This is a genomic window from Stenotrophomonas sp. 3(2025), from assembly GCF_052665395.1.
On the sequence record NZ_JBQOIF010000004.1, the window covers coordinates 1 to 24,959 of the forward strand.

Sequence of the window (24,959 nt, forward strand, 5' to 3'; positions counted from 1 at the left end):
GGGTGTAGCTCAGTCTGGTAGAGCGCTACGTTCGGGACGTAGAGGTCGCAGGTTCGAATCCTGTCTCCCCGACCACTTCGGTGGTCGCATTGAAGCCTGGTGAAGTCTTCCAGGCTTTTTTGTTCCCGCAGGAGTCGCTGCCACGGCAGCGAAGCAGAACGGCCTTCCCCCTTGCCGCCATCGGGGGAAATGGCTAGAATAGGCGGCTCCCTTCGGGGTGTAGCTCAGTCTGGTAGAGCGCTACGTTCGGGACGTAGAGGTCGCAGGTTCGAATCCTGTCTCCCCGACCACTCCGGTGGTCACCAAGAAGCCTGGAAGACATCCGTGTCCTCCGGGTTTTTTTGTATCTGGAATCCGGCACTCCCGGCTACGCCGCCATCAGCACATGCCGCCGGGGACCTGACCCGGCCCGGCCACGTACAATGGCCGCCACTCCCCCACCTGCCACACCGGCCGCGCCCGGTGCGGGCGCTGCACGTCATTCTGCATGGCGTGCGCCACCTGCAAGGAACACCGCATGACCTCGCCCACCTCCCCTTCGCCATCACTACTGCACGGGCGCGTGCTGGCGTTCGCCGCGATCCTGCTGGCGGCGGTCAACCTGCGTACCGCCGTCACCTCCATCACCCCGTTGCTGGACGTGCTGGGCCAGCAGTTCGACTTCGGCACCACCATGACCGGCGTGCTGGGCATGCTGCCGACCGCCTCGTTCGCACTTTTCGGCGTCGCCACCCCGGCGCTGGCACGACGCCTGGGCCTTGAGCGCACCACCCTGCTGGCGATGCTGATGGCTGCCGCCGGCCTGCTGCTGCGCTCCAGCGCCGGCAATGTCGGCACCCTGCTGCTGGGTTCGGTGATCGCACTGGCGGGCATGGGCATCGGCAACGTGGTGGTGCCGCCGCTGGTGAAGCGCTACTTCGCCAACAAGGTCGGCACCATGAGCACGCTGTACATCAGCGTGCTGCAGCTGGGCACGATGATGCCGGCGCTGCTGGCGGTGCCGGTGGCCAACGCCGCAGGCTGGCGGGTGTCGCTGGGCATGTGGGCGCTGCTGGCGCTGGCTGCGACCCTGCCATGGATGCTGCTGGCACGCAGTGCGCCCAAGCCGGTGCTGGACAGCAGCGATCCCACCGCGCAGCCGCACGGCAAGGTCTGGCGTACGTCGCTGGGCTGGAGCATGACGCTGATGTTCGGCATGACCTCGCTGATGACCTATTCGATGTTCACCTGGCTGCCGCGCATCGTGGTCGAAGCCGGCGCTACGCCCGCCTTCGGCGGGGTGATGGTTGCGGTGTTTTCGGCACTGGGCCTGCTGCCATCGCTGGTGATCCCATCGCTGGCGGTACGCCTGCAGAACCCCTTCCCGCTGGTGCTGATCGGCTTCTCCGCCTTCGTCATCGCCTTCGCCGGCCTGCTGTTCGCCCCGATGAAGGCGCCGTTGCTGTGGGCCTGCCTGCTGGGCGTCGGGCCGTCCACGTTCCCGCTGGCGCTGACCCTGATCAATCTGCGCACGCGTACCCCTACCGGTTCGGCGGCCCTGTCCGGCTTCATGCAGGGCGTGGGCTACAGCTTCAGCTGCCTGGGCCCGTTCCTGGTCGGCTGGCTGCATACTGTCAGCGAGGGCTGGACCCTGCCTTTCGCCTTCCTGTTCGGCTGCGCACTGCTGATGCTGTGCGCCTCGTGGGTGGCCTGCAAGCCGCGCAAGCTGGAAGACCTGTGGTGAACGGCGCGGCGGGCTGACGCCCGCCCGCGCAGCTCGGCCGGCCCTCCGCCGCTGCCATCGTCTACACACCGCCACCGCAGCGCGTGACGTAGCGTGTCGAAACCTGACCCATCTGGTGCCCGAACCGGCGCTGCCAAGGCTGTGCGCACCGGCAGGGAGGGTGCCAGATTGCTCCAGCGCACTACCGTCGGCAGCTGGAAAGTGTATTGGCGACAACGCGTTGCGGCGGGGCTGGCCGGTCATCGAAAGACTCTCCGTCAATCAGGTACGGATCGGTAGTAGGCGCTCTGGCAATGCGTCAGCTATAGTTGGCATGTGATGTGCGTCACACTTTTGAGCACATCGTTCAGCATTGGATGCTTAGGGGGGTCTCATGGTTGTTCACCGTCCGCTGGCGCTGTGCGTCGGCCTGGCCTGCGCCACTTTGGCGTACTGGGCCCACGCGGCCTCGCCGCCCACCGTCATCACGCGTGCCGACCGGCTCGCCGAGATCGGGCACTACCGTGACCAGGCGCGCTGGGTCGATGCGCTGGCAGCGATCGAGCGGGCACAACTGCGGGAGCCCGACGACGACCTGCTGTACAAGCTGCAGGTACTGACCCTGGGCGACATCGGCAACGCCCATCGCGCCTGGCGGCTTTACCAGGCCCGGCCCAACCTGTTCGACCAGGACCAGAAGGCGCGGCTGGAGGCCAACTACGTGGCCAAGCTGGTCAACTGGAGCCTGGCCTACGGGGAAAGCGAAGACACCCGGCTGGACGAGGCCGAGGCTTCGCTGGCTGAAATGGAGCAGTACGTCGCGCGCGATGGCACAACGCAGGCGCAGGCGCCGCTGCGGATCCGCATGGACCGGCTGATCCTGCTCAACCGCCTGGCCCGCCACGCGCAGGTGCGCGACGAGGCGCGGGCGCTGCAGCGCGAAGGCCATGCCCTGCCCGATTACGTGCTGCCAGCCGTAGGCGACTCGCTGATGGCCACCCAGAACCCGGCCGAGGCCATACCCTTGCTGGAGGCCGCCGCAAAGAACGATCCCTCACGCTTCGAGTCACGCTCGGAGCTGGCCTACGCCTATCTGGAGACCGAGCAGGCCGAGAAGGCGGTGGGCTACCTGCAGGCCTGGCAGAAGGACGAACCGGCCTGGCGCTGGGGCGGTGGCAAGACCCCCTTCCAGAACTGGGCGCGTTACGAGGCCGACCTGAACCTGGGGATGGTGCGGGCCTACAGCGGCGACCTGCCCACGGCCCAGCGCGAACTGGAAGCCCTGGTCGAGGTCGGCCCGGGCAATGGCAGCCTGCAGACTTCACTGGGCAGCGTCTACCAGATGCGCGGCTGGCCACGGCGGGCGCTTGAGCGCCACCAGATGGCCTATACGCTGGACCCGCGTGACATCGCGCCGCGCCTGGGCATGTACGAATCCTACGTGCAGCTGCAGCGCGACGACCTGGCGCGGCCGCTGCATGACGACCTGATGGCACGCTATCCAAGCCAGCCGGCGGTGCAACGCATGGACCGTGACTGGCGTGCCCATCGCGGCTGGCAGCTGCTGGCCAGGGTCGAGGGTGGCCGCAGTTCCGGCGGCGGCGGCACCTCGCCGCTGGGCAACGACGACCTGCACTACGGCGTGGAAGCGGCCTCGCCGGTTCTCAACGACCGCTGGCGCCTGTTTGCCTTCGCCGACCGCCGTTCGGTCAGCTTCCAGGAGCAGGACATCGATCCGCTGTGGATCGGTGCCGGCGTGCGCTACCGCTTCGACCGCCTCGATGCCGAGGCGGCGGTGATGCGCCCCAACGACAGCATCGGCGACACCGGCCTGCGCGGCGGCTTCGGCTGGCAGTTCAATGATCGCTGGCATGCCGGCGTAACCGCTGCCCGCAATGATCCGGAAGCCTCGATGCAGGCACGCGTGGCCGGCATCACCGCCGACAGCGTTGCCGTTGCCGTGGATTACACGCGCAACGAGCGCACCCACTGGAGCTTCGGTGGCAGCCGGTTCCGTTACGACGATGGCAACCGCCGCGATACGCTGAACAGTGCGATCGAACAACGGCTGTTGACCCGCCCGCGCCTGTTGATCGATGGCCTGGGCAGCGTCTACACCAGCCGTGGCAGCCGCGACGATGCGCCCTACTTCAACCCCTCGCGGGATCGCTCGGTGGAAGTGGGCCTGCGCATCGACCAGCAGCTGTGGCGCCACTACGAGCGCCACTTCCGCCATCGCCTGACGGTGTCGGTGGGCAATTACTGGCAGGAAGGCTTTGGCAGTTCAATCATTCCGACCGTGGCCTATCGCCACGAATGGCAGTTCGATCAAGGGCGGATCTTCGAGTACGGCGTGAGTTGGTCGCGGCCGGTCTACGACGGCCAACGTGAACGACATATCGGCTTCGATGCCGCGCTGCGCTGGGGAGAATGAGATGGAACGGATGTTTCGCAACCTGACGACCGTACTGCTGCTGGCGCTGCTGGCCCTCGCCCTGCCCGCCGCCGCCCAGCGCGCCAGCTCGGCCGCGGAACTGGACGCGGCCGACAACGGCCTGCTGGTCCTCAGCTACCACGACGTGCGCGATGATGTGCTGGAAAAATCCGACGGCGACGCCTACGCGGTCAGCACGCAGAACTTCGCCGCACACCTGGACTGGCTGTCCGCCCATGGCTATCACCCGGTCTCGCTGTCACAGCTGATCAAGGCCTCGCGCGGCGAAGCAACGCTGCCACCGCGGCCGGTGCTGCTGACCTTCGACGACGGCCTGCGCAGCGTGTACAGCCGCGTCTATCCGCTGCTGCGCGCGTACAACTATCCTGCACTGGTGGCGGTGATCACCGACTACGTGGACATGGCACCGGGCCGCACCATCGACTACGGCTACCGTCCCTTCGGCCATGACGACTTCCTGACCTGGGACCAGCTGCGCGAGATGCAGGCCAGCGGCCTGATCGAACTGGCCAGCCATACCGACAACCTGCACCACGGCGTGCAGTCCAACCCGCAGGGCAACCAGACGCCGGCGGTGATCACCCGCATCTACGACCCCAAGGCGCAGCGCTATGAAAGCGCGCAGGAGTACGAGAAGCGCCTGCGCGACGATCTTGGCCGCAGCGTGCAGCGCATCGAGAAGGAACTGGGGGTGCGCCCGAAAGCGATCGTCTGGCCGTATGCCGCCTACAACCAGTTGAGCAATGAAATCGCCGAGCAACTGGGCATGCCGGTGTCCTTCGATCTGGAAGGACGCAGCACGCCGGTGACGGCCGACCTGCATGGCCTGGCACGCCTGCTGGTGACCAGCAACCCAAACGTTACTTCGCTGGCCTTCGAGCTGCGTCGCAACGTCAATCTGGACGGCACCCGTGCACTGCAGATCGACATGGACTCGGTCTACGACAGCGACCCTGCACAGCAGGCACGCAACCTGGATGCGCTGATCGAGCGGGTGAAGCGGATCGGCCCGACCCATGTCTACCTGCAGGCCTTCGCCGATCCGGACGGCAACAACACCGCCGATGCCCTGTACTTCCCGAACCGCCACCTGCCGATGCGCGCGGACCTGTTCAACCGCGTCGCCTGGCAGCTGAAAACCCGTGCCGGGGTGAAGGTGTATGCGTGGTTGCCGGTGCTGGGCTATGAACTGCCCGACGCTGCGCAGCGTGCGGCGCTGGGCATCCAGAGCCCGGAACGCGATGGCATGTACCGCTTGGATTTCACCAAGCCGCAGGCACGACAGATCATCAAGGACATCTACGAAGACCTGGCAATCAATTCGTATTTCGAAGGCCTGCTGTTCCACGATGACGGCTACGTGCGCGATACCGAACTTGCCCAGCTGCCGCAGGAAGGCAGCGACGGCGGCCGCACCCAGGTGCTGATTGATTTCACGCTGGAACTGCGTGACAGCGCACAACGCTGGCGCCCCAAGCTGGGCACCGTGCGCAACCTGTACGCGCAGCCGGTGCTGGAGCCGCAGAGCGCGGCGTGGTTCGCCCAGCGCCTGGACCTGTTCAACAAGGCCTACGACCGCACCGCGCTGATGGCGATGCCATGGATGGAAGGCAGCCGCCGCCCGCAGCGTTGGCTGGACAAGCTGGTGGTGGCCGTGCGTGCGCACGACCCCGAGCTGAAGCACACGATGTTCGAGCTGCAGACCGTGGACTGGCGCACGCAGCGGCCGATCAGCGGCGAACAGCTGCGCGCGCAGATCCGCCGCCTGCAGGCACAGGGCGTGCGCCATTTCGCGTGGTACCCGGACGATTTCATCGCCGACAAGCCGTCGACCCAGGATGCACGCGCGGCGATGTCCGCGCGCAACTTCCCGTATCCGGAGAAGTGACGTGGACATGAATCCGTGGCTCAACGCCATGTTCCAGTTCGCCTTCTTCTACCCCATGGTGATGGCGTTCTTCTGGATGTCCGGGGGCCTGTACTACTTCTTCCGCCGTGAGCGGAAGTCGCGGCCGCGCAACGACCCACCACCGATGGCGGAGCATCCGTTCGCCAGCCTGCTTATCCCGTGCCACAACGAATCGGCGAACCTGGACGACACCCTCGGCGCGGCACTGGCGCAGCGCTACCCGGACTTCGAAGTGATCGCCATCAACGATGGCAGCACCGACGACACCGCCCCCCGCCTGGACGCGCTTGCAGCGCTGCATCCGCGCCTGCGCGTGGTCCATCTGGACCGCAACCTGGGCAAGGCCAACGCGTTGCGCATGGGCGCGCTGGCCGCGAGATCGGAGTACCTGGTATGCATCGATGGTGATGCCATGCTGGAAGAGTTCGCCATGCACTGGATGGTCTGGCACCTGACCAGCGGCCCACGGGTGGGTGCGGTGACCGGCAACCCGCGCATCCGCAACCGCTCCACGCTGCTCGGCCGCCTGCAGGTGGCGGAGTTCTCCTCGATCATCGGCATGATCAAGCGCGCCCAACGCGTGTACGGCCGCATCTTCACCGTGTCCGGGGTCATTGCCGCGTTCCGTCGCACCGCCCTGCATCGCATCGGCTACTGGGCCGATGACATGGTCACCGAGGACATCGACATCAGCTGGCGGCTGCAGCTGGATCACTGGGACATCCGTTACGAGCCCAATGCGCTGTGCTTCATCCTGATGCCGGAAACGCTGAAGGGCCTGTGGCGGCAGCGACTGCGCTGGGCACAGGGCGGCGTGGAAGTCCTGCTGCGCCACGGCACTTCATTGTTCGGCTGGCGCAAGCGGCGGATGTGGGGCGTGCTGCTGGAATACATCCTCAGCGTGCTGTGGGCCTACACCATGCTGGTGATCATCCTGCTGTGGGCAGTGGGCAAGTTCATCCCCATGCCGCCGTCGCTGTACATCGACACGTTGCTGCCGCAATGGCATGGCGTGATCCTGGCCCTGGTCTGCCTGCTGCAGTTCGCCAGCAGCCTGATCATTGACAGGCGTTACGAAACGCATATCGGCCGCAACTATTTCTGGGTCATCTGGTACCCGATGGCGTACTGGTTGATCAGCCTGTTCACCACGCTGGTGGCGCTGCCTAAGACCCTTCTCCGGCGGCGTGGCAAGCGTGCCACCTGGGTCAGCCCAGACAGAGGTATCCGATGAACGCACATCGCCAGACGACTGCCAGGACGCCGTCCAACCGCTTCGACTCGCGCCTGATCCAGAAACCGCGCAAGCAGCCCCGCCTGCAGCGCACCGCCTGGGGCTTTGTGACCCTGGCGTTCTGGGGCTTCTACTTCTACCTGTGGGCACCGCTGGTCACGCTGGTGTCCTGGTTGCTCGGTGGGCAGCTGGCCTGGCTGCAGCTGTACGAGCGCAAGCAGCACCTGGACCCATTCGTGATCATCGCCCTGCCGGTGATCCTGGCGTGCTGTGCGCTGCTGCTGATCGTTTGGGCCGAATACAACCGCTACCGTTTTGCCGGCAAGGAACGGCGCGGCCCGCACGAGGACGCAAGTCGTGCGGAGATCGCCCATTCGCTGGGTGCCAGCGATCAGCTTGCCGAACAGATGTTCGGCGCCAAGGCCATCACCCTGCACATGGATGAGCATGCACGGCCGCTGGGCATGACCGCGCAGCTGTTGAGGTAACGGGGGTTCGGCCGGGCGGCGCCCGGCACCCGCAGAGGCCGAAGCAACAGCAACAGCCGAAGCAACAGCTGGCATTCCGTGGGATGGCGGGGCGGTATGGGCAGGCAGGACACGCCGTAAACCCATCCATGGGGGCTCGATGGCGCCATCCATGGCGCCAACGGTCCTGCCTACCCACACCGCCCCACCTCTGACAGATTTCCGCAATCTGGTAGATCCACGCCAGGCGTGGATGAATCTCCATCGAAATCGAGTATTTCGCCAATTGAACGAAAAGCATCCACGCATGGCGTGGATCTACGTGTCGACCAAGGTCGACACCCACCAGGAGCAAGTCATGCCATCCCGACAGATTGCGGAGATCTGTCGAAGGCGGGGTGGGTCCGGTTGCGGGGGCGTGAGCGCCATGGGCCCGAGGCATGCCTCGGGCGGGTGGGGCAGGACGCCCAACCCCGGTCTTGCCGTGTGCGCAGGACAGCGCACACGAGCAAGGCGCGACCGAGCTTACAGGGACGTACTTGCAGCGTCCCCCGCAACCGGACCCACGCCGCCATCCCGCAGGAACCCCGCTGTTGCCGTTGCATTTGCGGTTGCTTCGGCTGTTGCCGCGGCCCCTGCGGGTGCCGGGCGCAGCCCGGCTGTGACCCTACCTTCGGACCTGGCCTTCGCCGCGCACCACGAACCGTTCGACTGTCAGCGCTTCCAGCCCCATCGGGCCATAGGCGTGCAGGCGCGTGGTGGAGATGCCGATCTCGCTGCCGAGGCCAAGCTGGCCACCATCGGAAAAACGCGAAGACGCGTTGACCATCACCACCGCCGAGCGCAATGCGCTGACGAAACGCTCGGCACTGGCTACGTCTTCAGTGGCGATCACTTCGGTGTGGTCGGAGGTATAGGTACGGATGTGCGCGATCGCTGCATCAAGATCGTCGACCACGCGGACCGCCAGTACCAGATCGAGGAATTCGGCGGCATAGTCGTCTTCGCTGGCCGCGGTGCTTCCCGGCAGCAACGGCTGCGCGCGCTCGTCTGCACGCAGCTGCACGCCACGCTCGGCCAGCGCCTGTGCAGCACGCGGCAGGAACGCTGCGGCAATGTCCCGGTGCACCAGCAGGGTCTCCAGTGAATTGCACGCGGAGGGGCGACTGCACTTGCCGTCTACCAGCAGATCGAGCGCTTTGGCGGCATCGGCACTGGCATCGACGAACAGGTGGCAGACACCCTTGTAGTGCTTGATCACCGGTACCCGCGCGTGTTCTGCAACGAAGCGGATCAGCCCTTCGCCACCGCGCGGAATGGCCAGATCGATCAGTTCGTGCAGCTGCAGCAATTCCAGCATGGCTTCGCGGCGCAGGTCAGTCAGCACCGTCACAGCGGCCGGGGGCACGCCGTTGGCCTTCAATGCCCCGGCCAATGCCTGCGCGATCGCGGTGTTGGAATGGATCGCTTCCGAGCCGCCACGCAGGATCACGCCATTGCCCGCCTTCAGGCACAGCGCGGCGGCTTCGGCGGTCACGTTCGGGCGTGCTTCGTAGATCATCGCGATCACTCCCAGCGGCACGCGCACCTTCTGCACGCGGATGCCGTTCGGACGCACCTCGTCGCGGGTCACCTGCCCGACCGGGTCCGGCAGGCCGGCCACCTCGCGCACGGCGTCGGCCATCGCCAGCAGGCGCGCCGGGTCCAGCGCCAGGCGGTCGAGCATCGCGCTGCCCATGCCTTTGGCGCGGGCGGCGGCCAGGTCGCGTGCATTGCCTGCAAGAATCTGTCCAGCATTGACCTCCAGCGCCTGCGCCATCGCCTGCAGCAGTGTCCCGCGCGCATCGCTGTCCAGGCCGGCAACCACCTGGGCCGCGTCGCGGCAGGCTCGGGCCTGCGATTCGATCTCACTCATCGGCATATCCTGCAGTGGGTTCATGGCAGCACCAGATCGTCTCGGTGGACGACGGTACCGCCGTAGTTGTAGCCGAGCACGGTCTGGATGTCGCGGGTGTGGCGGCCGGCAATGCGGCGCACGTCATCGGCGGCGTACTGGCTCACACCACGGGCCACGCACACCCGGCCGGCGTCGGTGTTCCAGCATACCTGCACCATGTCACCGCGCCGGAACGCGCCGTCGGCACCGGTGATGCCGCCGGGCAGCAGCGATGCCCCCTTCTCGCGCATCGCCTGTGCGGCGCCGGCATCGATCAGGATCGCGCCTTCGGCCAGTGGTGCGTGCCGCAACCAGTGCTTGCGTGCCGCCTCACGGCTGCGTGCTGCATGGATACGGGTGCCGAACAGGCGATCCTGCGCCAGCGCGCGCACCACCTCGCCGCTGCGGCCATTGAACAGATAGGTTTCGATGCCGACACGGCCGGCCTTGGCTGCGGCCTCCAGCTTGGTGCGCATGCCGCCGGTACCGGCGACCGAACCGGCGCCGCCAGCCATCGCCAGCACGGCATCGTTCAACTCGGCCACTTCATGCAGTGGCCGGGCATCGGCATGCGTGCGCGGATCGGCACTGTAGAGACCGTCGATGTCGGTGGCGATGAACAGCGCATCGGCATCGACCAGCGCCGCCACCGTCGCGGCAAGGTTGTCGTTGTCACCGAGCTTGAGCTCATCCACCGAAACGGTGTCGTTCTCGTTGACCACCGGCAGCGCGCCCAGCCGCAGCAGCTCGTTGAGGGTTGCCCGCGCATTGAGATAGCGGCGGCGGTTGCGCAGATCATCATGGGTCAGCAGCACCTGCGCCACCGGGCGTTCGAAGAAGCGCTGCCACAGACCGATCAGCTGCGCCTGGCCCAGGGCCGCCAATGCCTGCCGCGCCGCCATCGCCGCACCGGGTTCATCGGCCCGGGGCAGGATCGCGCGGCCGGCAGCGACCGCACCGGAAGACACGATGACGACCTCGCGCCCGGCCAGCACGTTGGCCGAAACGAACTGGGCCAGGCCCAGCGCGTGGCGCGGCGACAGGCCACCACCGTCGGCGGCAAGCAGGCTGCTGCCGACCTTCAGCACGGCGCGCCGCCACGACGGCAGCGCTTGTTCGGGGAACGGCGATGCAACGTGGACGGCGTGGACAGTCATCAGGGGCGCCTCAGCGGGTATTCCATTCATGGACGCTCAGCGCCGATGCCTGCATCGTCACCAGCGGATCGGTGGCGACGATGGCCTGCGCCTGCGCGAGGCTGTCGAGGTTGCACAGCACATAGGCGCCACCACTGCCGTCGGCAAAGCCGCCGGTCAGCTGCAGCCGGCCCTCGGCCTGCAACGCATCAAGGAAGTCGCGGTGCGGCTGCACCGCGGCGTCGGTGAAGCCCGGCAGGCGCATCGCCAGCACCAGGTAGACGGTGCCGGCCATCAGGACAGCGCCTGCCAGCGCGCGCGCAGTTCATCCAGGCGCAGGTCCGACGCCGAACCCGGCGACACGCGCGCCGCCAGGCTGCCTTCCGGCGTGCGCCCCTGCCCTGCACTGTCGGCACCGGCAGCAGCAGCCTTGTAGGCCTCGCGGAACGGTACGCCCGCTACCGCAGCTTCCACCGCGACATCGGTGGCGTACATGCCCGAATCGATCGCTGCACGCAGCTTGTCATCGCGCCATTCCAGGTTGGCCAGCAGCGCCGGCAGCAGTTCAAGCGCGGCCAGGCCGCGCCCGAAGCCGTGGAAGATGGCGCCCTTGGACGACTGCAGGTCGCGGTGGTAGCCCGACGGCAGTGACAGCAGCTGCTCGATTTCGGTGCGTGCAGCGGCGACGCTGGCATGGGTCGCCCGCATCAGCTCGATCACGTCCGGATTGCGCTTGTTGGGCATGATCGAACTGCCGGTGGTGTACTGCGCCGGCAACGCGACGAAACCGAATTCGGCGCTGGTGAACAGCGACAGGTCCCAGGCAATGCGGCGCAGGTCCAGGGTCGCGCCGCCCAGCGCTTCCAGCGCAGCCAGTTCGAACTTTCCACGCGACAGCTGCGCGTAGATCGGCGAAATCTGCATGCGCGCAAAGCCGAGCGCGGCGGTGGTGTGCTCGCGATCCAGCGGCAGGTTCACGCCGTAACCGGCGGCGGTGCCAAGCGGATTGGCATCGACCAGTGCATGGGTATCGCGGGCACGCACGGCGTTGTCGATGAACGCTTCGGCCCAACCGGCCCACCACATGCCGGCCGAGGACACCACGGCACGCTGGATGTGGGTGTAACCGGGAATCGGCAGATGCTGCTCGGCCTGCGCACGGTCAAGTGCCACCTTTGCCACTTCGGCGCTGACCTGCGCCACGCGCTGCAGCTTTTCCTTCAACCACAACCGGGTGGCGACCAGGATCTGGTCGTTGCGGCTGCGGCCGGTGTGGATCTTGCGGCCGGCATCGCCAAGGCGCTCGGTCAACCGTGCCTCGATCGCCGAATGGCCATCCTCATACTGCGTATCCAGCACGAAGCGGCCTTCGCGGAAGTCCTGCGCCAGCACCTCAAGTTCACGCAGCAACCCGGCCAGTTCGTCGGCGCTGAGGATGCCGATGTGCTGCAGGCCCTGCGCATGCGCGGCGCTGGCAGCAATGTCATGCAGGAAGAACTCGCGATCGAGGATCACGTCGTCGCCGGCGAGGAAGGTCTGGATCTGGGCATCGACAGCGACGCCTGGCTTCTGCCAAAGAAGGTCTGCCATGGGGAGCTCCTGTACGGTTTCAGTGCGGGATCGACGTCAGTTCGTCGATGCCCAGCGCAAGATTGAGGTTCTGCATGGCCTGGGTGGCCGCGCCCTTGAGCAGGTTGTCCAGGGTCGCCACCACCACCACCCGCTTGCCGCCCGGGGCGAGCGTGAAGCCGCCGACCTGGGCACCGTGGCGGCCAGCGATGCGGCTCACCCACGGCGCCTCGTCCACGACCTCGATGAGTGCTTCACCGGCGTAGGCCTGCTGGAAGCGCTCGACGATCTGCTCGCGGGTCTGCACGCGGTTCAACCACAGGTTGGCGGTGAGGGTGATGCCACGGAAATGCGGCGCGACGTGCGGCATGAATTCGACCGCCACGCCCAGCTGCACGGAAACCTCGCGCTCATGCACGTGGTTGGTCAGCGCGTACGGCATCAGGTTGTCGGCCAGCAGTCCAACGTTGTTCTTGTCCGACGGCGAGGTGCCCGCACCCGAGTAGCCGGACACGCCGAAGCACTGCGGCGGGCCAGCCAGCAGATCCAGCAGCGGATGGATCGCCAGCTGCATCGCGGTGGCATAGCAGCCGGGGTTGCTGATGTGCTTCTGTCCGCGGTAACGGCTGCGGGTAAGCTCGGGCAGGCCGTAGTACCAGGTGTTGTCGAAACGGTAGTCGGCCGACAGGTCGACGATCACCGTGTCCGGCTTCGCCGTTTCCAGCGCCGCCACGAACGGCGCGGCCAGGCCGTTGGGCAGGGCCAGGACCACCGCGTCCACGCCCTTGGCGGCAACGGCGTCGGCGTCGAGATTCTCGAACTGCAGTTCGCCCTGCCATTGCGGGTAGTGGTCGGACACGCGCTGCCCGGCCAGTTCGCGCGAGGACACGAAACCCAGCTGCAGGTTCGGATGCGCTGCCACCAGGCGGATCAGCTCGGCGCCGGTATGGCCGCGGGCGCCGACGATGCCGACGGTGAACGAGGAGGAAGTGCTCATGCGTGCGTGCTCATGCGTGCGAATCGAGGCGGTGCTGCAGGTGGCGTTTCACGCCCTGCCATTCCGCATCGATGATGGAGAAGATGACGGTGTCGCGCGGCGTGCCGTCGGGATGCCGGCGGTGATTGCGCAGCACGCCATCCTGCTTGGCGCCCAGGCGTGCGATCGCGGTGCGCGAGGTGAAGTTGAACCAGCTGGTTTCAAACACCACGCTCAGGCATTCCAGCCGCTCGAAGGCATGGCTGAGCAGCATCAGCTTGGTTTCGGAGTTGACCCCGGTGCGCTGCACCGACTCGCCATACCAGGTGTAGCCGATGCTCAGCCGCGGTACGTCCGGTTGCAGATCGTAGTAACGGGTGGTGCCGACGATCTGGTCGTTGGCATCGAACACAACGAACGGCAGCACCTTGCCTTCGGTCTGTGCCTGCAGCGCGGCCTGCACATAGCCGGTCATGGCCTTCGCATCGGGCACCTGGGTGTACCAGAGCCTGGACAGCGCGCCTTCGCCCAACGCGCCGCGCAGGCCGTCGATGTGGCTCATCTGCAGCGGTTCCAGCCGCGCATGCGTGCCGGTCAACGTGGGTACCCGGGTCCAGTCTGCGTGGTTCATCGCGCTCAGCCCTCCAGGCTCGGCGCACGCACCGCGCAGTGGTCGACATAGGTCCTGATCCGGTCGATGCCATCGGCACCGTACCAGAACACCTTCCAATGACCCTGCTTGTAGCAGCCATCGGACTCGGCGTAGTAGAAGTGGTTGATCGGGTTGCCGTTGCGCGAGCGCCAGAACAGCTGCGGGGTTTCCTCGCGCATCACGTTCCAGACCGCGCGGCCAAGCCCTTCGCCCTGCGCATCATCGAGCACGGCGAACTTGTCCAGGTACACGCCCTCGGCCTCATCGGTGAGGATCACCGCCGTGCGGTAGTTCTCGCTGACATACGCGCGCAGCAGCGTGGTCCTCTCGAAATAGTCCGGCACCAGGGTGCGGCCGAAACTGGATTCGATCAGGCCCTTCAGGCGCGGCAGGTCCAGCTCGCTCCAGGCGGTTGCACGCAGCACCTTCTCGCCCTTGCGCACCAGCGTTCCCGAGCCCTTGTGGGTGAACAGTTCCTTGGCCAGGTCGGCCGGCCGGGTGATCGACACCGACGATTCCAGCGGCAACCGGTCCAGCAGGGACTTGATCTGTTCGATCTTCACCTTCATGCCACCGTGGATCCACGGTTGCGCGATCAGGTGGTCGTACTCGGTGGACAGGTTGATCGAATCGATCACGCTGCCCTGCTCGTCCAGCAGGCCGCCGGTACCGGTCAGGAAGATGATCTTGTACGGCTGCAGCTCCTGCACCAGTTCGTTGGCGGCGAAGTCGGCATTGACGTTGAGGATCTGCCCACCGGCGGTCTCGCCCAGGCTGGTGATGACCGGGATCGAGCCGGCACGCAGGCTGGCCTCGATCGGCGCCAGGTTGACCTTCTTCACCTCGCCGACCAGGCCGTAGGTATCCAGGCCCAGATACTCCGCCTCGAACACGCCGCCGGTGATGGAGGTGGCGCGCGCACCGTTCTGCTGCAGTGCTTCAACCAGGCGCAGGTTGGATTGCTGGAACACCCGGCGCACGATCGCCAGCGCTTCCGGCGAGGTCACCCGCAGGCCGTTGACCGTCTGCTTCTCAATGCCGGCGGCCGACAGTTCCGCATCCAGCTGCGGGCCGGCGCCGTGCAGCACGATCGGGGTCAGGCCGACTTCCTGCAGGAACGACAGCGAGGAGGTCAGCGCGTCCAGATCGTCGCGCAGTACCGCGCCGCCGACCTTGACCACGGCGAAGCGCTTGGCGTCCAGCTGCGAAAAGCGCTTGAGGTACTGGCTGATCTCCTTCGCGCTGGCCATGCTCGAGAGCAGGCGCACGATGGTCTGGCGGGTCTGGCGGTGGGGCTGGAGGGCAGGAGACATTTCGGTTTCGTCACAGGCGGCGGTCGCCGCGTTGCAGTTCCGCCGCGCAGAAGCGCAGCGGCGTTGTAGGTCGATCAGGCGCCGGCGGCGATGATCCGGTGTACGGCGTCGGTGTAGCGCTGCAGCTGCTCCAGCGTCACGAACTCATCGGCAGTGTGGGCCTGGGCGATGTCGCCCGGGCCGAACACCATCGTGGTGTAGCCACCGGCCGAGAACAGCGATGCCTCGGTCCAGAAGTCCACCGCGTTGCCGATCGGCAGGTCCAGCGCGTCGGCCACGTCGCGCGCCAGCAGGCGGCGGTGCTCGGCTTCGGCGATATCCCCCGCCGGCAGGCTGGGGCCACGAAAGGTTTCGGTGAACAGCGCCGCTTCCGGTTCGGCGAAGCCGGCGAAGGTCGCCAGCAGCGCATCGATATCCATCGACGGCAGCGGCCGGAAACCAAAACGCACTTCCGCCGCCGGTGCGATCATGTTGGCCTTGATGCCACCTTCCACACGCCCGATGTTGAAGCGCAGGCCGGTCAATCCACCGAAGCGTGCCGAGGCCAGCGATTGGACATGGTCCAGCGCGCGGTTGCCCCAGCGCATCGCCTGGTGCAGCGCACTGGCGGCTGCATCCTGCTTGCCCGACGCATGGCCGGCACGGCCGGCGAACTGCATCAGTACCGAGCTGATGCCACGATGGGTGAGCACCGCCTCGCTCATGGTCGGTTCGGCCACCAGCACCGCTTCGTACGCAATGCCCCGGGCCAGGAACGCGGCGATGCAGCGCGGATCGTTGGCTTCTTCATCGCTGGAGAAAAGGAAGGCCGCGTCGCCATCACTGGCATTGGCGGCCGCCACCAGCGCCGCAGCCGCGCCCTTGATGTCACACACGCCAAGGCCGACCACGCGGTCGTCCAGGCGGCGCATCACGTGCGGGTCGGCACTCCAGTGCGGCGAGTCCGGCACGGTGTCCAGATGCACGTTGAACAGGTACTTCGGCGTGCCGCGCACGGCATACAGGCTGACCGCGCCGGCGCCATGGTCGATCACCTCCACATTGAACCCGGGCAGGTTGTCGCGCAGGTAATCGAAGATGCCACCGGTGGTGATCGCACGCGGCGGGTTGCGGGTGTCGAAGGACACCAGTGCCTGCAGGTGATCGAGCGTCTGTTCAAGCATGAATCAACAGTTCCTGTGGAATTCCGCCGGGCATGGCCCGGCATGGATATCGTGCTGCCAGCATCCGCCGGGCATGGCCCGGCGCTACCGGAATGCGTGCGCCGCGCCAACGGCGCGGGGTTGAGGTGGAATGCGTGGTCAACCGCTCAGCGGTTGACCTGCGCGTACAGGGTCGAGCTCATGCCGAACAGCTTGATGAAGCCCTCGGCCTCCTCCACGCCCCAGTCGGCCGACTGCGCATAGGTGGCGCCCTTGGTGTTGAGCAGGTGCGGCGACTTCACCGCAACGGCATCGACGCGGCCGCCACGGGTTTCCAGCACCACTTCGCCGTTGACCTTGGCCTGCGAGGACTTCAGGAAGGCTTCGATGTCCGTCTTCAGCGGGTCGTGGTAGAAGCCTTCGTACACCAGCTCCACCCACTTGCGCGCCACGTCCGGCTTGAAGCGGTTCTGCTGCTTGGTCAGCACCGCATCTTCCAGCGCGCGGTGCGCGGCCAGCAGCGAGACCAGGCCCGGTGCCTCGAACACGATGCGGCCCTTCAGGCCGATCACGGTGTCGCCGGTGTACACGCCACGGCCGACGCCGTAGGGGGCGAACAGCTTGTTGAGCTGGGCCAGGATCTGCTCACCCGGCAGTGCCTTGCCATTGAGCTCGACGGCTTCGCCTTCGACGAACTTCAGGGTGACGGTCAGCGCCTGTTCCGGCCACTCGGCGCGCGGTGCGCACCAGCCACGGGCGCCCTCGCCCGGTGCTTCCCAACGATCGATCTCGCCGCCGGACATGGTCAGACCCAGCAGGTTCTCGTTGATGGTGTAGGCCTGCTGCTTGGCGCGCACGCCGAAGCCACGCTCTTCCAGGTACTTCTGCTCGTAGGCGCGGGTCTGGGTGTGTTCCTTCTGGATCTCGCGGATCGGCGCGATGATCTGGTAGTCACCCAGGGCCTTCACTGCCAGGTCGAAGCGCACCTGGTCGTTGCCCATGCCGGTGCAGCCGTGGGCGATGATGTTGGTGCCCAGTTCGGCAGCGCGCTTGAGCGCGGCATCGACGATCAGGTAACGGTCCGACACCAGCAGCGGGTACTGGCCCTGGTAGCCCTCGCCGGCCCACACGAACGGCTTGACGAAGCCGGACCAGATGGCCGGACCGCCATCGACGGTCTGGTGGCTGGTGACACCCAGCTCGGCGGCACGCTTCTCGATGAAATCGCGCTCTTCGTCATCCACGCCGCCGGTATCGGCGAACACGGTGTGCACGTTGTAGCCGCGCTCCTGCAGGTACGGCACGCAGAAGCTGGTATCAAGGCCGCCGGAGAAGGCGAGAACGACGTCTTTGTTGCTCATGGGGGGTATGTCCTGGTAGCGCCGGGCCATGCCCGGCGGAGTGTCTGGAATGCTTGAACGACGTACGAAAATCAGCGGCCGGCAACAGCGGCCATGATCGCCTTCTGCACATGCAGGCGATTCTCGGCTTCGTTGATGGCGATGCACTGCGGCGAATCCATCACGCCGTCGGTTGCCTTCACGTTGCGGCGCAGCGGCAGGCAGTGGCTGAACACGCCGTTGTTGGTCAGGGCCATCTTCCGCTCGTCGACGATGAAGTGCTTGAACTGGTCGCGGATCGGCTTCTCCGGCTCCCAGTTGCCGAAGAACGGCAGCGCGCCCCAGCTCTTGGCGTAGACCACGTCGGCACCGGCATAGGCACTGTCGATGTCATGGCTGATCTTCAGCGAACCACCGCTCTCGGCCACGTTCTGCTCGGCCCAGCCCATGTAGCGCTCGTCGAGGATGTAGTCTGCGGTCGGGCACAGCAGCGTCACGTCCATGCCCATGCGGGTGGCGATGGTCAGCGCCGAGTTGGCCACCGCGGTGTTCAGCGGCTTGGGGTGGTAGGTCCAGGTCAGCACGTACTTCTTGCCGCGCAGGTCCTGGGTACCGAAATGCTCCTGCAGGGCCATCACGTGCGCCAGTTCCTGGCACGGATGGGTGATGGTCTCCATGTTGATCACCGGCACCGGCGAGTATCTGGCGAAACTCTCGAGCACGACGTCCTGGCGGTCGTAGGCCCAGTCGACGAACTTCGGGAACGCGCGCACGGCAATGATGTCGCAGTAGCGGCCGAGCACCTTGGCTACTTCAGCGATGTGCTCTTCGGTATCGCCGTCCATCACCGTGCCGAGGTTGAACTCGATCGGCCATGCATCCTTGCCCGGCTGCAGCACCACTGCGTGGGCACCGAGCTGGAACGCGCCCAGCTCGAAACTGGTGCGGGTGCGCATGGACGGATTGAAGAACACCAGCGCGATCGACTTGCCCTTGAGCTGGTCGCCGAGCTTGTTGCGCTTGAACAGCGCAGCCTGGGTCAGCAGCGCGTCAAGTTCGCTGCGGCTCCAGTCCTGGGTGTTCAGGAAGTGCTTGGGGGACATCATCATTCCTTGCATGAGCGGCGCCGAGGGTCGACGCGGTGGAAGGTGGAAGGGAAAACCGGAAACCAGGGTGGTGCGAAAAGGTTGCAGATGAAGCTTTCAGAACGCGGAAACGAAAAAACCCAGCCGGCGGGCTGGGTTTTTTTCGGACGAACAGCAGAAAGCTCCGGATTACCCAGCGAGAATGTGGGGTTCCGGTCGACGGGCACGCGACGTCATGCCAGTGGCCTGGCGGGCGGCGCTGCTGTCGTGCTGGAAGTCGGTGAGCTTCATTGGTCGGCAATCTTTACATGCTGCCGGGGCCGGCGCAAGAGGCCGGCGTCGCAGAATCAGGGGGTGCCGGCGGCAGCCTGCTCCGGGCCCACCCAAGGGGTGATCGAAACCCGGATCTTCAGCCGGTTGCCCGGGTCTTCCGGCAGCCGTGAACGGTACTTGGTGCCCTTGTAGACATAGTCCACGTCATAGGCGATGGGGCGGCGGAACTCGCGTCCGACAGGCACGATACGACAGTCCCGGGTCAGCATCGGGCCCGTGTTGGCCGGCGCCGGGGCGGGGGCTTCGGCCGGCAGTTCCTCCAGCACTTCCTCGTCGCTGCGCTTGAACATCGAGCGAACCGAATCCCAGAGGCGGCCGATGCGGCCCTTGTCCTCCACCGGCTCCTCGCCGGTAACGTTGACCGGGGCCAGGGTACGGGTCGAGACCGGCTCGCAGTGCTCCTCGGTGCGGGTGGCACGCAGGGTCTGGAACACCGGCTCCACGTTGAGCACCTGGGCGTAGTCGAACTTCACGTTCTCCACGATCACCACCCGGTTGCGGGGCTCGGCCTCCTGGGCCAGGACCACGGCGGGCAGCGCCGACAGGCAGGCCAGGGTCAGCAACGCGGTGGTTTTCATTGGCGAAGGGAGCAGGGACACGGCAATAGTGTAGGCAGTGGTGACCGCAAGGGGCTGAACATTACCCGTCCGCGCCGTTCCTGCCCACCCCACCCTGGCCGGCGCTGGCGTCCACCGGTGGCAACGGCCCCCCAAAGGGCCCCGACACGTTCTAAAATCACAGGCTTGTCCCCCAGTCACAGACCCATGACCCTGCGCCTGCACAACAACCTGACTCGCCAGCTCGAACCGTTCACCCCGCTCGACCCGGCCTGTCCGACCCTGTATGTGTGCGGCCCGACGGTCTACAACTACGTGCACATCGGCAACGCCCGTGGGCCGGTGGTGTTCGGGGTGCTGGCCGACCTGCTGCGACGGCGCTTCGGTGCCCTGCGCTACGCCCGCAACATCACCGACGTGGACGACAAGATCAACACCGCCGCGCGCGAGCAGGGCGTGCCGATCAGCACCATCACCGACCGTTTCGCTGCTGCCTACCGTGAAGACATGGCCGTGCTGGGCGTGGTGCCGCCGGACATCGAGCCGGAAGTGACCGCGCACATGGCGCAGATCATCGCCATGATCGAGCAGCTGGTCAGCAGCGGGCATGCCTACGCCGCCGAGGGCCACGTGCTGTTCGCCGTCGGCAGTTTCGAGGGCTACGGCAAGCTGTCGCGCCGCGATCCGGACGAGATGCTGGCCGGGGCCCGGGTCGAGGTCGCTCCGTACAAGCGCGCGCCCGGCGACTTCGTGCTGTGGAAGCCGTCCAGCGATGACCTGCCGGGCTGGGAATCGCCCTGGGGCCGCGGCCGCCCGGGCTGGCACATCGAATGCTCGGCGATGGCCGCCGCTCACCTGGGCGAGACCATCGACATCCATGCCGGCGGCGTCGACCTGCAGTTCCCGCACCACGAAAACGAGATCGCACAGAGCGAGTGCGCGCACGGCGGCAAGGTGTTCGCGCGCTTCTGGCTGCACAACGGCATGCTCAACTTCGGCGGCGCCAAGATGAGCAAGTCGATCGGCAACATCGAGCGCGTCCATGACCTGGTGCGCAGGCATGCCCCCGAGGCGCTGCGCCTGGCGTTGCTGTCGGCCCACTACCGGCAGCCGCTGGACTGGTCCGATGCGCTGATCGAACAGTCCGGCCGCACCCTCGACCGCCTGTACGGCACCCTGCGCGAGCTGGCCGACGTTGCCGCCACCGCAGTGATCCCGGCAGAGATCGAAGCGGCATTGGATGACGATCTCAATACGCCGCAGGCGCTGGCCGAAGTGGCCCGTATCGCCGGTGAAGCGCGCCGCGCCACCGATCCTGGCGAACGCGCACGGTTGAAGAGTGAACTGCTTGGCGCCGGCCTCGCGCTGGGCCTGCTGCAGGCCGATCCGGCGCAATGGTTCGGCAACGCCGCCGGCGACAGCGACGACGATGCGCGTATCCAAGGCTTGATCGATGAACGCGCCGCGGCCAAGCAGGCGCGTGATTTCGCCCGTTCCGACGCCATCCGCGACCAGCTGGCCGCCGAAGGCATCGTGCTGGAAGACACCCCGCAGGGCGTGCGCTGGTCGCGCAAGCGCGGCTGACCTGCTCTGCCCCGTGGCCGGTCCGCCGGCCACGCTCCTACTGTAGAGACTGTTGTGATCGACTCCCCGTTCCCGCTTGAATCCACCGCCGCCGAGGCACAGACGGCCATCGCCGAGGAATTCGGCTTCTTCGGCGACTGGTCCGAGCGCTACCAGTACCTGATCGACCTCGGCCGCAAGCTGCCCGCCTTTCCGGACGCGTGGAAGACAGAAGAGCACCGCCTGCTCGGCTGCCAGTCGATGGTCTGGATCGTGCCGGAAGGCAACGCGCAGTCGCTGCGCTTCCACGCCATCAGCGATTCGGCCATCGTCTCCGGCCTGATCTTCCTGGCGCTGCGCGTGTACTCCGGGCGCTCCGCGCAGGAGATCCTGGCCACCGAGCCCAGCTATATCCAGGATATCGGCCTGGCCCGCCACCTGTCGCCGACCCGCAGCAACGGCGTGGCGGCGATGCTGGCGTTCATCCGCGAGACCGCGCAGGCCCAGTTGCAGCGCGATCCGTCGTGAGCGAGCCCGCCACGGCCGAAGACACCGCGCTGGGCCTGCTGTCCCGGCCCGGTTTCGCCAGGCTGCTGGCGTATCGCATCTTCGCGATGCTGTCCTACCAGGTGGTCGCGGTCACCGTCGGTTGGCACATCTACGAAGTCACCCGCAATCCGTTCTCGCTGGGCCTGATCGGCCTGGCCGAGGTGCTGCCGTTCTTCTGCGTGGCCCCGTTCGCCGGTTACCTGGTGGATCATCTGCCGCGCCGCCGGCTGGGCATGGTTGCCTGTACCGGACTGATCGCCACCGCGTTGGTGCTGACCAGCGTGGCCAAGGGCTGGCTGCCGGTTGAGGGCGTATGGCCGATCTACGCGGCCATCGCGCTGACCGGCATGGTCCGCGCCTTCCTGTCGCCGATCTACAACGCGTTGTTCGCCCGGGTCCTGGCTCGCGAGCACTTCGCCCGTGGCGCCGGCCTTGGCGCCGTGGTGTTCCAGGCCGGCATGATCGCCGGCCCGGCACTGGGTGGCGTACTGGTCGGCTTCGGTGGCAAGGGCCTGTCCTATGCGGTGGCCACGGCCTTCGCGCTGGTGGCGATGGGCTGCCTGGCCACGCTGAAGGTGGAAGAGCCGGTGCATGCCGGCCCAGCCGCCCCGATCTTCAAGAGCATTGCCGAAGGCGCGCGCTTCGTGGTCGGCAACCGGATCATGGTCGGCGCCATGGCGCTGGACATGTTCTCGGTTCTGCTGGGTGGCGTGGTGGCGATGTTGCCGGCGTTCCTGCACGAGATCCTGCACCATGGCCCGGAGGGCCTGGGCATCCTGCGCGCGATGCCGGCGCTGGGCTCGGTGTGCGTGGGCCTGTGGTTGGCGCGCCACCCCCTGCACCGCAATGCCGGTCGGGTGCTGCTGTTCGCGGTCGCCGGTTTCGGCCTGTGCGTGATCAGCTTCGGTCTGTCCCAGCACTTCTGGCTGTCGGCGTTGATCCTGCTGTTCTATGGCGCCTTCGACGGCGTGTCGGTGGTGATCCGCTCCACCATCCTGCAGCTGGCCACGCCGGAAGAAATGCGCGGCCGGGTATCGTCGATCAACGGCATCTTCATCAGTTCGTCCAACGAACTGGGCGCGTTCTATGCCGGCACCATGGCCAAGGTGCTGGGGCTGATACCGGCGGTGGTACTGGGCGGATTCGCGGTGCTGAGCGTGGCCGGGGTCACTGCATGGAAGAACCCGACGCTGCGGAAATTGAATCTGCGCGATCTGCAGTAGAGCGGATTTCCGTGCGCACACGCGCCGGTAGCGCCGGGCCATGCCCGGCGGGCGCTTTCGGCGACCGCGGCGGAAACGCGCCGCCATCCGCGTGTCGGTGCTGCGCACCGGTGCCCTGCGCTCCTCGGTGAATCAGGGGACGGCGCGGAAAGCCAGCCGACCAACAGTCGGATCTACAGAACAGCGGCGCCTCTTCGCCCCTGGTAGAGCCAAGCCATGCTTGGCTGCTGTTGCCCTTCCATCCAATCTCCGGCTCCGGCCTGAGCCGAGCGTGGTTCGGCTCTCCAGCGACCGCGCGCAGGGAGGCGTCGAGAGCCTGCGGGTGGGCCGGGCAGGACCGTCCGCGGCATGGATGCCGCGGCCGAGCTTACAGTGATGTACTTGCAGCGTGTCCTGCCTGGCCCACCCGCAGGCTCACCCCGATACCCGCAAGGCGCTGCTCTACGCAGCCAACGCGAACCCAACAAAAAACCCGGCCGAAGCCGGGCTTTCTGCATGACATCACAACGAACCGGAATCAGTCGCCCTGCTGCTTCTGCAGGTGCTCCCAACGCTCCTGGGCGTCGATGGTGCGCTCGGCGGTCAAGCGCGCTTCAAGGCGCTCAAGGCCGATCTCTTCACCGGTGTCCACGCAGTACCCGTAATCGCCTGCTTCCAGGCGCTTGAGGGTGCTGTCGATCTTGCCGATCAGCTTGCGGTAACGGTCACGGGTGCGCAGCTCCAGCGAGTTCTCGGTTTCGCGGGTCGCGCGCTCGGCTTCATCGCCGATGTCACGCACTTCCTCACGCAGGTTCTCGATGGTCTGCTTGGACTCTTCCACCAGGTCGGCGCGCCAGTTCTGCAGGCGCTGACGGAAGTACTCCTGCTGCAGCGGGCTCATGTACTCCTCGTCCGAGGCCGGCTTGTAGCCTGCCGGCAGGATCGGGCGGCCAGTGGCCTCGTCGGTCTTGTATTCGACGACCTTGTACTTGCTGCGCGGCGCAGGTGCCGTCGAGCGGGCGGCAACGGCCACGGCGACCTTGCCCACGGGGCGGGTCACGGTCTTCGGAGCGGAATCGGATTTCACGGCGGTTTTGGCAGGCGATTTCGAAACGGGCACGGGATTCTTGGATTGCGGGGCGGTCGATGCTGCAGAAGCGGCGGCCGGGGCCGGCTTGGGGGCCGGTTTGGCTGCCGCCGCTGCCGCGGTCTTGGCCGGGACAGACTTGGCCGGGGCCGGCTTGGCAGCTGGCTTCGGTGCGGACTTCACTACAGGGGCCGGTGTCGGCTTGGCGGCCGGCGCGGCAACATTCTTGGCAGTCTTCTTGGCCGGTGCCGGCTTGGCAGCCGCCACCTTCTTTGCTGCCGGCTTGGCAGCGGGCGGGGCGGCAACCTTCTTCACCGCCGCCTTCGGCGCTGGCTTGGCTGCTGCCTTCTTCGGTGCCGGCTTGGCAGCGGCCTTCTTCACCGGCGCAGCCTTGCTGGCAACCTTCTTCACCGCCGGCGCCTTCTTGCTGGCAGCGGCAGGTTTGGCCTTGACCGGCGCAGCGGGTTTCTTCGCCGCTGCCGGCTTGCCGGATTTCACCGGCGTTTTCTTTGCGGTGGCCTTCCTGGCCGCCGGCTGTGAGGATGCTGCCTTGGTCGCCGGCTTGCTGGCCGGCTTCTTGGCAACGGGCTTGGCCGCCAACTTCTTCACAACAGGCTTGGCGGTTTTCTTGGCGGCCTTGACGGCCTTCTTTGCAGTTTTTTTAGCAGCCACGAAACGCTCTTCCTTGGATTCCCCGGGGCCCGGGAAAGCGGGCCTTTATAGCCTACCCGACCGGCAGCAGCAACCTCGGG

Annotated in this window: 20 protein-coding genes and 1 tRNA gene; 9 read left to right on the forward strand and 12 right to left on the reverse strand. The window is 66.6% G+C overall.

Going from position 1 to position 24,959, the window contains the following annotated elements:
• Positions 1-213 precede the first annotated feature (213 nt).
• The 6 genes from ACUXVE_RS04175 (at position 214) to pgaD (ending at position 7,788) form a co-directional block, all read left to right on the forward strand.
• Positions 214-290: transfer RNA gene (locus tag ACUXVE_RS04175), tRNA-Pro, on the forward strand.
• Between the two features lie 227 nt (positions 291-517).
• Positions 518-1,723, forward strand: a complete 1,206-nt coding sequence (locus ACUXVE_RS04180) for a CynX/NimT family MFS transporter (protein ID WP_445513892.1) — start codon at positions 518-520, stop codon at positions 1,721-1,723.
• 373 nt (positions 1,724-2,096) lie between these two features.
• Positions 2,097-4,136, forward strand: a complete 2,040-nt coding sequence (gene pgaA / locus ACUXVE_RS04185; protein WP_093821201.1) for a poly-beta-1,6 N-acetyl-D-glucosamine export porin PgaA — start codon at positions 2,097-2,099, stop codon at positions 4,134-4,136.
• A 10-nt stretch (positions 4,137-4,146) separates the two neighbouring features.
• Complete coding sequence (pgaB, locus tag ACUXVE_RS04190; protein ID WP_445513952.1) at positions 4,147-6,045, forward strand: poly-beta-1,6-N-acetyl-D-glucosamine N-deacetylase PgaB; 1,899 nt, start codon at positions 4,147-4,149, stop codon at positions 6,043-6,045.
• Between the two features lie 7 nt (positions 6,046-6,052).
• Positions 6,053-7,300 (forward strand): poly-beta-1,6-N-acetyl-D-glucosamine synthase, encoded by a 1,248-nt coding sequence (pgaC, locus tag ACUXVE_RS04195; protein ID WP_445513893.1) that lies wholly within the window; start codon positions 6,053-6,055, stop codon positions 7,298-7,300.
• Positions 7,297-7,788 (forward strand): poly-beta-1,6-N-acetyl-D-glucosamine biosynthesis protein PgaD, encoded by a 492-nt coding sequence (pgaD, locus tag ACUXVE_RS04200; RefSeq protein WP_093821195.1) that lies wholly within the window; start codon positions 7,297-7,299, stop codon positions 7,786-7,788. The genes pgaC and pgaD overlap by 4 nt, the downstream gene beginning before the upstream one ends.
• 646 nt (positions 7,789-8,434) lie before the next feature.
• Here pgaD and ACUXVE_RS04205 read toward each other — a convergent pair.
• From ACUXVE_RS04205 to ACUXVE_RS04255, 11 genes are all read right to left on the reverse strand, one after another.
• Positions 8,435-9,706 carry a glutamate-5-semialdehyde dehydrogenase gene (locus tag ACUXVE_RS04205; protein ID WP_445513894.1) on the reverse strand — a complete coding sequence of 424 codons (1,272 nt, stop codon included), beginning with the start codon at positions 9,704-9,706 and terminating at the stop codon, positions 8,435-8,437.
• A complete protein-coding gene (proB, locus tag ACUXVE_RS04210) occupies positions 9,703-10,860 on the reverse strand; it encodes a glutamate 5-kinase (protein ID WP_222388755.1) in 1,158 nt (385 codons plus the stop codon). The genes ACUXVE_RS04205 and proB overlap by 4 nt, the downstream gene beginning before the upstream one ends.
• 10 nt (positions 10,861-10,870) lie before the next feature.
• Positions 10,871-11,134, reverse strand: a complete 264-nt coding sequence (locus tag ACUXVE_RS04215; RefSeq protein WP_093820475.1) for a YciI family protein — start codon at positions 11,132-11,134, stop codon at positions 10,871-10,873.
• A complete protein-coding gene (gene argH, locus ACUXVE_RS04220; RefSeq protein WP_033831569.1) occupies positions 11,134-12,429 on the reverse strand; it encodes an argininosuccinate lyase in 1,296 nt (431 codons plus the stop codon). The genes ACUXVE_RS04215 and argH overlap by 1 nt, the downstream gene beginning before the upstream one ends.
• Before the next feature lie 19 nt (positions 12,430-12,448).
• Positions 12,449-13,405, reverse strand: coding sequence for an N-acetyl-gamma-glutamyl-phosphate reductase (argC, locus tag ACUXVE_RS04225; protein ID WP_445513895.1), 957 nt, complete (start codon positions 13,403-13,405; stop codon positions 12,449-12,451).
• Positions 13,406-13,415: 10 nt separating this feature from the next.
• On the reverse strand, positions 13,416-14,015 hold the full coding sequence (locus tag ACUXVE_RS04230) for a GNAT family N-acetyltransferase (protein WP_093820479.1): 600 nt from the start codon (positions 14,013-14,015) through the stop codon (positions 13,416-13,418).
• Positions 14,016-14,020: 5 nt separating this feature from the next.
• The gene (locus ACUXVE_RS04235; protein ID WP_025876427.1) at positions 14,021-15,349 is read right to left on the reverse strand and encodes an acetylglutamate kinase; all 1,329 of its coding nucleotides are present in this window, start codon (positions 15,347-15,349) and stop codon (positions 14,021-14,023) included.
• A 74-nt stretch (positions 15,350-15,423) separates the two neighbouring features.
• Positions 15,424-16,512 carry an acetylornithine deacetylase gene (locus tag ACUXVE_RS04240; protein WP_445513896.1) on the reverse strand — a complete coding sequence of 363 codons (1,089 nt, stop codon included), beginning with the start codon at positions 16,510-16,512 and terminating at the stop codon, positions 15,424-15,426.
• Positions 16,513-16,658: 146 nt separating this feature from the next.
• Complete coding sequence (locus ACUXVE_RS04245) at positions 16,659-17,852, reverse strand: argininosuccinate synthase (protein ID WP_093820483.1); 1,194 nt, start codon at positions 17,850-17,852, stop codon at positions 16,659-16,661.
• Positions 17,853-17,923: 71 nt separating this feature from the next.
• Positions 17,924-18,934 carry an N-acetylornithine carbamoyltransferase gene (locus tag ACUXVE_RS04250; protein WP_025876421.1) on the reverse strand — a complete coding sequence of 337 codons (1,011 nt, stop codon included), beginning with the start codon at positions 18,932-18,934 and terminating at the stop codon, positions 17,924-17,926.
• A 329-nt stretch (positions 18,935-19,263) separates the two neighbouring features.
• Entirely contained in the window at positions 19,264-19,827 is a 564-nt protein-coding gene (locus ACUXVE_RS04255) for a hypothetical protein (RefSeq protein WP_025876420.1), read from the reverse strand.
• A gap of 186 nt (positions 19,828-20,013) precedes the next feature.
• Between ACUXVE_RS04255 and cysS the strand changes: the two genes are divergently transcribed.
• From cysS to ACUXVE_RS04270, 3 genes are read left to right on the forward strand one after another with little or no spacing between them, the layout of a single operon-like run.
• A complete protein-coding gene (cysS, locus tag ACUXVE_RS04260; RefSeq protein ID WP_445513897.1) occupies positions 20,014-21,390 on the forward strand; it encodes a cysteine--tRNA ligase in 1,377 nt (458 codons plus the stop codon).
• A 54-nt stretch (positions 21,391-21,444) separates the two neighbouring features.
• Positions 21,445-21,897, forward strand: a complete 453-nt coding sequence (locus ACUXVE_RS04265) for a SufE family protein (protein WP_222388744.1) — start codon at positions 21,445-21,447, stop codon at positions 21,895-21,897.
• Positions 21,894-23,141: an MFS transporter gene (locus ACUXVE_RS04270; protein ID WP_445513898.1), complete on the forward strand. Its 1,248-nt coding sequence runs from the start codon at positions 21,894-21,896 to the stop codon at positions 23,139-23,141. Before ACUXVE_RS04265 ends, ACUXVE_RS04270 begins: the two co-directional genes overlap by 4 nt.
• Positions 23,142-23,658: 517 nt before the next feature.
• On the opposite strand, the gene dksA is transcribed toward ACUXVE_RS04270, so the two are convergent.
• The gene (gene dksA / locus ACUXVE_RS04275) at positions 23,659-24,879 is read right to left on the reverse strand and encodes an RNA polymerase-binding protein DksA (protein ID WP_177177073.1); all 1,221 of its coding nucleotides are present in this window, start codon (positions 24,877-24,879) and stop codon (positions 23,659-23,661) included.
• Positions 24,880-24,959: the final 80 nt, after the last annotated feature.

Bases quoted from the DNA above. Each gene is read 5' to 3' on its own strand.
- ACUXVE_RS04180 (WP_445513892.1), top strand. From the start codon at position 518: ATGACCTCGCCCACCTCCCCTTCGCCATCACTACTGCACGGGCGCGTG.
- pgaA (WP_093821201.1), top strand. From the start codon at position 2,097: ATGGTTGTTCACCGTCCGCTGGCGCTGTGCGTCGGCCTGGCCTGCGCC.
- pgaB (WP_445513952.1), top strand. From the start codon at position 4,147: ATGTTTCGCAACCTGACGACCGTACTGCTGCTGGCGCTGCTGGCCCTC.
- pgaC (WP_445513893.1), top strand. From the start codon at position 6,053: ATGAATCCGTGGCTCAACGCCATGTTCCAGTTCGCCTTCTTCTACCCC.
- pgaD (WP_093821195.1), top strand. From the start codon at position 7,297: ATGAACGCACATCGCCAGACGACTGCCAGGACGCCGTCCAACCGCTTC.
- ACUXVE_RS04205 (WP_445513894.1), bottom strand. From the start codon at position 9,706: ATGAACCCACTGCAGGATATGCCGATGAGTGAGATCGAATCGCAGGCC.
- proB (WP_222388755.1), bottom strand. From the start codon at position 10,860: ATGACTGTCCACGCCGTCCACGTTGCATCGCCGTTCCCCGAACAAGCG.
- ACUXVE_RS04215 (WP_093820475.1), bottom strand. From the start codon at position 11,134: ATGGCCGGCACCGTCTACCTGGTGCTGGCGATGCGCCTGCCGGGCTTC.
- argH (WP_033831569.1), bottom strand. From the start codon at position 12,429: ATGGCAGACCTTCTTTGGCAGAAGCCAGGCGTCGCTGTCGATGCCCAG.
- argC (WP_445513895.1), bottom strand. From the start codon at position 13,405: ATGAGCACTTCCTCCTCGTTCACCGTCGGCATCGTCGGCGCCCGCGGC.
- ACUXVE_RS04230 (WP_093820479.1), bottom strand. From the start codon at position 14,015: ATGAACCACGCAGACTGGACCCGGGTACCCACGTTGACCGGCACGCAT.
- ACUXVE_RS04235 (WP_025876427.1), bottom strand. From the start codon at position 15,349: ATGTCTCCTGCCCTCCAGCCCCACCGCCAGACCCGCCAGACCATCGTG.
- ACUXVE_RS04240 (WP_445513896.1), bottom strand. From the start codon at position 16,512: ATGCTTGAACAGACGCTCGATCACCTGCAGGCACTGGTGTCCTTCGAC.
- ACUXVE_RS04245 (WP_093820483.1), bottom strand. From the start codon at position 17,852: ATGAGCAACAAAGACGTCGTTCTCGCCTTCTCCGGCGGCCTTGATACC.
- ACUXVE_RS04250 (WP_025876421.1), bottom strand. From the start codon at position 18,934: ATGTCCCCCAAGCACTTCCTGAACACCCAGGACTGGAGCCGCAGCGAA.
- ACUXVE_RS04255 (WP_025876420.1), bottom strand. From the start codon at position 19,827: ATGAAAACCACCGCGTTGCTGACCCTGGCCTGCCTGTCGGCGCTGCCC.
- cysS (WP_445513897.1), top strand. From the start codon at position 20,014: ATGACCCTGCGCCTGCACAACAACCTGACTCGCCAGCTCGAACCGTTC.